The 7,221-nt window shown below is 56.9% G+C and carries 8 protein-coding genes and 1 tRNA gene; 5 read left to right on the forward strand and 4 right to left on the reverse strand.

Annotated elements, in window-relative coordinates:
• Positions 1-34 precede the first annotated feature (34 nt).
• From D8V06_RS00410 to D8V06_RS00430, 5 genes are all read left to right on the forward strand, one after another.
• The gene (locus D8V06_RS00410; RefSeq protein WP_056852133.1) at positions 35-1,321 is read left to right on the forward strand and encodes an OprD family porin; all 1,287 of its coding nucleotides are present in this window, start codon (positions 35-37) and stop codon (positions 1,319-1,321) included.
• Between the two features lie 193 nt (positions 1,322-1,514).
• Positions 1,515-2,051, forward strand: coding sequence for a PBECR2 nuclease fold domain-containing protein (locus D8V06_RS00415; protein ID WP_130930251.1), 537 nt, complete (start codon positions 1,515-1,517; stop codon positions 2,049-2,051).
• Positions 2,052-2,390: 339 nt separating this feature from the next.
• The gene (locus tag D8V06_RS00420; protein ID WP_056852134.1) at positions 2,391-2,609 is read left to right on the forward strand and encodes a 4-oxalocrotonate tautomerase family protein; all 219 of its coding nucleotides are present in this window, start codon (positions 2,391-2,393) and stop codon (positions 2,607-2,609) included.
• Positions 2,606-3,262 carry a DsbA family oxidoreductase gene (locus tag D8V06_RS00425; protein ID WP_130904482.1) on the forward strand — a complete coding sequence of 219 codons (657 nt, stop codon included), beginning with the start codon at positions 2,606-2,608 and terminating at the stop codon, positions 3,260-3,262. The genes D8V06_RS00420 and D8V06_RS00425 overlap by 4 nt, the downstream gene beginning before the upstream one ends.
• Before the next feature lie 42 nt (positions 3,263-3,304).
• Positions 3,305-4,015, forward strand: a complete 711-nt coding sequence (locus tag D8V06_RS00430; protein WP_130930252.1) for an SDR family oxidoreductase — start codon at positions 3,305-3,307, stop codon at positions 4,013-4,015.
• A 64-nt stretch (positions 4,016-4,079) separates the two neighbouring features.
• Here the strand turns inward: D8V06_RS00430 and D8V06_RS00435 are convergent.
• The 4 genes from D8V06_RS00435 to D8V06_RS00450 form a co-directional block, all read right to left on the reverse strand.
• A tRNA-Thr gene (locus tag D8V06_RS00435) sits at positions 4,080-4,155 on the reverse strand.
• 475 nt (positions 4,156-4,630) lie between these two features.
• A complete protein-coding gene (locus D8V06_RS00440; protein WP_130930253.1) occupies positions 4,631-5,860 on the reverse strand; it encodes a methyltransferase in 1,230 nt (409 codons plus the stop codon).
• A complete protein-coding gene (locus tag D8V06_RS00445) occupies positions 5,841-6,530 on the reverse strand; it encodes an ABC transporter permease (RefSeq protein WP_056852182.1) in 690 nt (229 codons plus the stop codon). Before D8V06_RS00445 ends, D8V06_RS00440 begins: the two co-directional genes overlap by 20 nt.
• Positions 6,527-7,219, reverse strand: a complete 693-nt coding sequence (locus tag D8V06_RS00450; protein ID WP_130930254.1) for an ABC transporter permease — start codon at positions 7,217-7,219, stop codon at positions 6,527-6,529. Before D8V06_RS00450 ends, D8V06_RS00445 begins: the two co-directional genes overlap by 4 nt.
• Positions 7,220-7,221 lie beyond the last annotated feature (2 nt).

The raw sequence follows: 7,221 nt of genomic DNA on the forward strand, positions 1-7,221 counted from the left end.
ACAGCGCGTTTCAACCCGTAATAAGGAAAACAAAATGTTGAACAAGCGAATCAGTTTGATCGCTCTGGGGATTTTGAGCGCTACACAGGCCATGGCTAACGACCAGGCCGAATCCAAGGGATTTGTCGAAGACAGCAGCCTCAAGGTGCTGCTGCGCAACGCCTACATGAACCGTGATTACAAGGATGGGCGAGCCGACAAAGCCGAGTGGGGCCAAGCGGCCATCGGTACCTTCTCTTCCGGTTTCACTCAGGGCACTGTCGGTGTGGGCGTGGATGCCTTTGGTCTGTACGCGCTGCGCCTGGACGGTGGCAAGGGCAAAAGCGGCGCTCAGGGCATCGATTTCTTTAAACAAGGTGACAGCGGCAACGCAGCGGACGATCTGTCCAAGGGCGGCGCGGCCGTCAAATTCCGTCTGTCCAGCACCACACTGACCTATGGCGACCAGATGCCGGCCCTGCCGGTATTGAGCTACGACAACGTGCGTCTGCTGCCGGAAAGCTACACCGGTACTTTGATCACCTCCAAGGAGATCAAGGGCCTGGAGCTGAATGCCGGTCGCTTCACCGCTGAATCGCGAAAGAGCGCTGAAGGTCGTGACAGCGGCGGCTTGAAGTCGATCAACGTGTTGGGCGGCAGCTATCAGTTCACCGAACAATTCAAGGCGTCCCTGTACGCATCGGACGTCGAAGACGTGCTGAAGAAGCAGTACGTGAACGCCAACTACGTGTTCCCGCTCGCCAAGGATCAGTCCCTGACCCTGGACTTCAACGGCTACCGTACCAAGCTGGACGATTCCTACGTTCGCGACAACGGCGTCACCGGCGATGACAACAAGATCTGGAGCCTGGCAGCCACCTTCGCCACCGGTCCACACTCGTTCACGCTGGCGCACCAGCGCAGCACCGGAGACAGCAACCTGGGCTATGCCTACGGCGGCTACCAAAAAGAACAGAACCGCATCGGCGACGGTGGCAACACCATCTACCTGGCGAACTCCTACTGGTCCGACTTCAACGCCGAAGACGAACGCAGCTGGCAACTGGGCTACGGTCTGGACTTCACGACCTTCGGTGTTCCAGGCCTGAGCTACAACTTCGCCTACGTGCGCGGTGACAACATCACCACGTCCACCAGCGAAGGCGGCACCGAGCGTGAAATCTTCAACCAGTTCAAATACGTCGTACAAAGCGGCCCGGCGAAAGACCTCAGCGTGAAACTGCGCAGTTCGATCCTGCGCGTGTCGCAGAAGTCGAGCGAGTACAACGTCAGCGGTAACGAAGTGCGTGTGTTTGTGGATTACCCGATCAATATTTTCTGATGATGGGTTGAGTTCTCCGGTAAAAAACCCGACTTGTTCGGGTTTTTTTTGCCCTCAAGAATCTTAAAAGCTGATTGGATGGCAATGCCCTGCAAGATTGTCGGAAGTCTCTGAGGAAAGACGAAGACTTGCCTGATTTCTCGTGAGCACTCAACTGGCTGAAATAGTGGTTGATGCCTAAAGAGAACATCGAATGAAGAAACCTGGAGTAAAGGAGGCTCCGGATCAGAAAAACTGGAGAGATCTAGGGTTGCTTGATTTACGGGACGTTTTTATTTGCCCGTTGCTTCACAGTGCGCGGGAGCTGCCGGGCGCAGCCGACTTTGACACTGCTTTAGAGCAGGTCGCACAAGGTTTCGGATTGCAGGCAGGGTCTGAGACGGCGTTGATCGAAACGCCATATGTACCTGTGATGATTCGACGTGAGCATTTATTACACATCGTGGAAAAACGTCCAAACGCTCGGGAGCGTTTTACTGAGTTCGCAGTGGATACCGTACGTAATCCTTTCGAAATCTGGCAAGTTTCCTACACCGATGGCTCCAGCCGTCTCGCATTTATTGGTACATACATTTCCAAGTATCAAATGCTGGTTGTGGTTCACATCGACCGGGGCAATGTGCTTTGGAACTTCATGAACTGCGATAAAAAGGCATTGAACAAGCACCGTCATGGTGAGCTGGTTCATCAGCGAAACTCAATGCAAAAACAAAAAAAGCAGCCTGAGTAGGCTGCTTTTCCGGAGTACGCTGCTTGATATTGTGCTCCCTCAAGCAGGGGAGAAGAGGTCTCACCCGGGCGTTGGGTTCAGGTCATCAACGGGGTTCCTAACGCCGACTATTGCCACCTGAAAGCAGTCGGTTTCGCGCTCTTGTGCCGATTTTCTGTTGCCTGCGCAGTTGTTGTCAACCCGAGCAATAAGTCCCACGGAAGGATCGGGCTTTGATTCATTACACTAAGTCACTAATGATGTTCCCATCCCCATCTTTATCCCCTCCAGCTAACGCCATACATTGAGCTCCAACGCCTCTCCCATCATCCCGACGGGAAGGTCACTGGAGTTTCCCTCATGCCTTTCGTAAGCGTACGCATCACCCGCGATGGCGTTACCACTGAGCAGAAAGCTCAGGTGATTGCCGAGATCACTGAAACACTGGAGCGCGTGCTCAACAAACGCCCTGACCTGACCCACATCGTGATCGAGGAAGTCGATACCGATAACTGGGGCTACGCCGGGATCACCACCACTCAGTACCGCAAGCAGCTGGCGGAAGAGGGGCAGTCATGACGCCGTCGGTCACCATCGATTTCGTCTCCGATGTGGTGTGCCCATGGTGCGCACTGGGGGCGACGGCGCTGGAGCAGGCGATCGAGAACGTAGCGGGTGAGGTGTCGGTCGAGCTGACTTACAAGCCTTTCGAGCTCAACCCGAGCATGCCACCCGAAGGCGAAAAAGCCGTCGAGCACTTGATGCGCAAATACGGACGTACCGCTCAGGACGTTGCCAATGGCAAAGCGATGCAGATCGAGCGCGGCAATGCCATCGGATTCAAGTTCGACCTGGAAAAACGTACGCACTTCTACAACACCTTCGACGCTCACCGCCTGTTGCTCTGGGCGCTGGAAGAAGGACGCCAGGTGGCACTGAAGAAGATCCTGTTGCGTGCCTACTTCAGCGAAGGCGCGAACCCGAGTGACCAGTCGACGCTGGTGCGCCTGGCAGGTGAAGCCGGGTTGGACGAGGAGCGCGCACGCCAGGTGTTGGCATCCGGCGAATTTGCTGCCCAGGTGCGTGAACTGGAGACGTTTTACCAACAGCACGGCATCAATTCGGTTCCGGCCATGGTGCTGAACGGTCGGCACCTGGTGTCCGGTTCGCAATCGGTCGAGTACTACGAACAGATGTTGAGACAAATGGCCAAGGCATCTGCCGAAGCCTGATTCATCAAATTTCAAACCCCACTTTAGTTAGAGGTATTTATCATGAGCAATTCGAAAAAAGTTGTCGTAATCACTGGCGCATCCCAAGGTCTGGGCGATGGCATGGTCAAGGCTTTCCGTGAACTCGGTTATCAAGTCGTCGCCACCTCGCGTTCGATCAAACCTTCGACCGATCCCGACATTCTCACCGTGGCCGGCGACATCGGCGAACCGCAAACCGCCCAGCGCGTAATCAGTGAAGCAATCGCCCGTTTCGGCCGCGTCGACACCCTGGTCAACAACGCGGGCATCTTCGTCGCCAAGCCATTCACCGCGTACACCGCTGAAGACTACGCCAACGTGCTGTCGGTGAACCTCAACGGTTTCTTCTACATCACCCAGCTGGCCATCAACGAGATGGAAAAACAGGGTAGCGGCCACATCGTCAACATCACCACCAGTCTGGTGGACCACGCCATCGACGGCGTGCCATCGGTACTGGCATCGTTGACCAAAGGTGGCTTGAACGCCGCGACCAAATCCCTGGCCATCGAGTACGCAAAACGCGGTATCCGGGTAAACGCGGTCAGCCCTGGCATCATCAAGACCCCAATGCACGGCGAAGAAACCCACGCCGCCCTGGGCGCACTGCACCCGGTCGGGCACATGGGTGAAATCGATGACATTTCCCAAGCCGTCGTGTACCTGGACAACGCCAAGTTCGTCACTGGCGAAATCCTCCACGTCGATGGCGGGCAGAGCGCGGGTCACTAAGCTCTGACTGGTAAATGCCAGAAACAACAAAGCCCTCGTATTGCTACGAGGGCTTTGTTTTGTATGGTGCCGGCACCAGGAATCGAACCCGGGACCTACTGATTACAAGTCAGTTGCTCTACCATCTGAGCTATACCGGCGTGTCAGGGCGACGATTATAGCGATTGGGCAGGTTCTGTAAACCCCTGAATTCTGACTATTTTTGCGCAAGCCTCTGTTGCTGATTTCTGACACGCCCGAGTCGTCATCGGGCCTTGAGAAACGCCGTATCTGACGGAGTTGGTAGACCGCCGCTGGTGCCGTTCAAATTCCCCTGTCCATGCCGGCTGATTCGCATTTCTCGAAGGCGAGTCAGCTCCTGCATATTCTGCCCATGCCGACCCAATTCTGGGAGTTATGTCCTTTTGATTGAATGCTTATGCACAACGGATTTTCAGATGCACGGGATTTGATGAGGATTTGTGGATTCGTTCTCATCTGTTCGCAAATGCCTGTTTTTCAGGTTTTTTATTGGGCTGTACGAAAACTGAACAGATTGGTTTCACCCCTGAAACAGCTGTAAATATTGGATCCACGATAATTTCATCAACAGAGTTATCCACAGGCTGTCGTGCTTTAAGGGTGTTCTGCGAGTAACATTAAATTTCGTGGTGTGAGCGGGCTTTCGCAGAAGGTTCCGAGGCGAACCGAGTATCCCTGTTCAACAAGGAACAGCGCTCGATCCAGAACCAGCCACATTTCCAATGGGCGTCGGAACAGCCCGCGCAGTAGCTCCAGATTGCGCACGTGCGCCAGTCGTTGCCAGCCAGCGGCTTCACGTGCCGACCAGTCTTGCGGGACGATTGTGGATAACTCTTTGAGTTCGGCCAAATGATGGCAGTAATCGGCGAAGGATTTGTCCAGCCAGGCGGTGGGCAGGGAGGGGGTTGGCAGATACTCGTCGATGCCCCGCAGTTCCCGTTGCAGCAGATCGAACCCCAGGCGTCGGGCCATGGACAGGTCGCGCTGACGTCGAACGCGAGCGCCAGCGGTGACGGTTTCGCTCATGGGCAGCGCGAGATCGTCGAGCGACAGTTGCAGGCCGCAGCGTTGGGCGGCAGAGGACATGGGGGCGTAATCAACCAGGCTTGTCCGGTTGTAACAGCAAGGAGCGATTGCGAGCTGCCTGCAGCCAGAGGCACTGGCCAGCCGAATCAAACGCACATGCAGATCACCGCAAGCGTGCAGGGCAACGGGCGTGTGCTCAGAGCCCAACATCGAGGCCGCAGTCATGTCGAGCACGTCTTGTTCAACATGCAACGCATGCAATTGATGCCGTTGACTGAGTGCCTGGCCGCTGGCAACCAGCGCAGGGTCAAATTCCAGGCAGGTCAGCTGTTGGCCTGCTTGCAACAATCGGCGTCCAAGATGCCCTTTGCCCGAGCACCAATCCAGCCAATGCCCGGGAGCATCGGCGAATTGCAAGCGGCTGGCGAAGGCTTCGATTTGTTGCCACTTGCGTCCCGGTACGTCGACATTCAATCGATGACCCGCTGTGGCGAGAGTATGGGCGGGCAGTTCACCCACGGCACTGAGTGCAGCAGACATCGCCGCCAATGATGCAAAGGGTTCCGGCGCGTTCAGAAGGGCTGGTTGGTTGTGAGCGTGTTCCGCATCTTCCAATGACCGCCCGCGTAGCCAGGCTGCCAGTTCCGGGTGGGACGTTTCCCACGGCAGCTGAAGATGTGTGAACGGTCGAGGCTTCCACAGGGCCTGATGTTCTATCAGAAACGCATCCAGGCGCATGAAACGGGCGAGCAGGGCCTCGCCCGTCAATACTTGTGAGTCAACGTCCCTGGCAGGCATCGACGCGCAACCAGCGCTCCAGCAGCTTGAAGCCGCGTACCAGCACATAAGCCATCAACAGGTAGAACATGCCGGCGGCGAAGAAGATCTCCACCGGCAGGTAGGTCCGGGCGATGATGGTTCGCGCCATGCCGGTCAGTTCGAGCAAGGTCACGGTGCTGGCCAGGGCGCTGGCCTTGAGCATCAGAATCACTTCGTTGCTGTAGGCCGGCAGGCCGATACGCGCCGCGCGCGGCAGGATGATGTAGATCAGCGCCTTGGTCTTGGACATGCCCAGCGCTCGCGCGGCTTCAATCTCGCCCGGTGGAATCGCCTGAATGGCGCCCCGCAGGATCTCGGCAATGTAGGCAGCGGTGTGCAGGGTCATGGTCGCGGTGGCGCACCAGAACGGATCGCGCAGGTACGGCCACATCGAGCTGTTTCGGATCACATCGAACTGCGCCAGGCCGTAGTAGACCAGGAACAATTGAACCAGTAGCGGCGTACCCCGGAAAAAGAAGATGTAACCGTAGGGAAACGCCCGCACCCACCACAAACGTGAAGAGCGGGCGATGCCCAGCGGAATCGCCAGCAGCAGGCCGGCGATCACTGCGATGGCCACCAGTTCCAGGGTCAGGGTAGCGCCTTGAGCCAGTTTCGGCAGCCACTTGATGATCACTTCCCAGTTCATTGGGTGCTCCTCGCGAAGCCGCGAGCGGCGCGTTTTTCCAGGAAGTACATGCCAGTCATGGCCAGAACGGTCAGGCCCAGGTACATGAACGCGGCGACCATATAGAAGGTGAACGGTTGTTTGGAGACGGTCACGCCGATTTGCGCGTGACGCATGATTTCTTCCAGGCCGATCACCGAAACCAGCGCGGTGTCTTTCATCAGGATCATGAACAGGTTGCCCAGGCCGGGCAGGGCGATGCGCCACATCTGCGGCATGATCAACTTGGTGAAAATGCGCCACTTCGACAGGCCCAATGCCACGCCGGCTTCACGATGGCCTTTGGGGATGGCGAGGATCGCGCCGCGAAATACCTCGGTGGCGTAGGCACCGAAGCACAGGCCCAGCGCAATCACGCCGGCGGCGAAGGCGTTGAGTTCAAGGTCGGGGTTGCCGAAAAACTCACCCAGGGCACGCATCAAATTGACCGTGCCGAAGTAGATCAGCAACACCCAGAGCAATTCCGGGATGCCGCGAACCAGGGTCGAGTAAGTGCCGCCAAGCCATTGCAGAGGCTTGTACGGGGAAGTCTTGGCCAAGGCACCGAGCAGACCGAGCACCAGCCCAAGGCACAGGGCCGAGAGTGCCAGTTTCACAGTCATCAGCGCGCCAGCGGCGAGCGCCGGGCCGAATCCGTAGAGGTCGATAATCA

The sequence above is a fragment of the Pseudomonas sp. Sample_24 genome (assembly GCF_004307605.1).
Lineage (GTDB): Bacteria > Pseudomonadota > Gammaproteobacteria > Pseudomonadales > Pseudomonadaceae > Aquipseudomonas.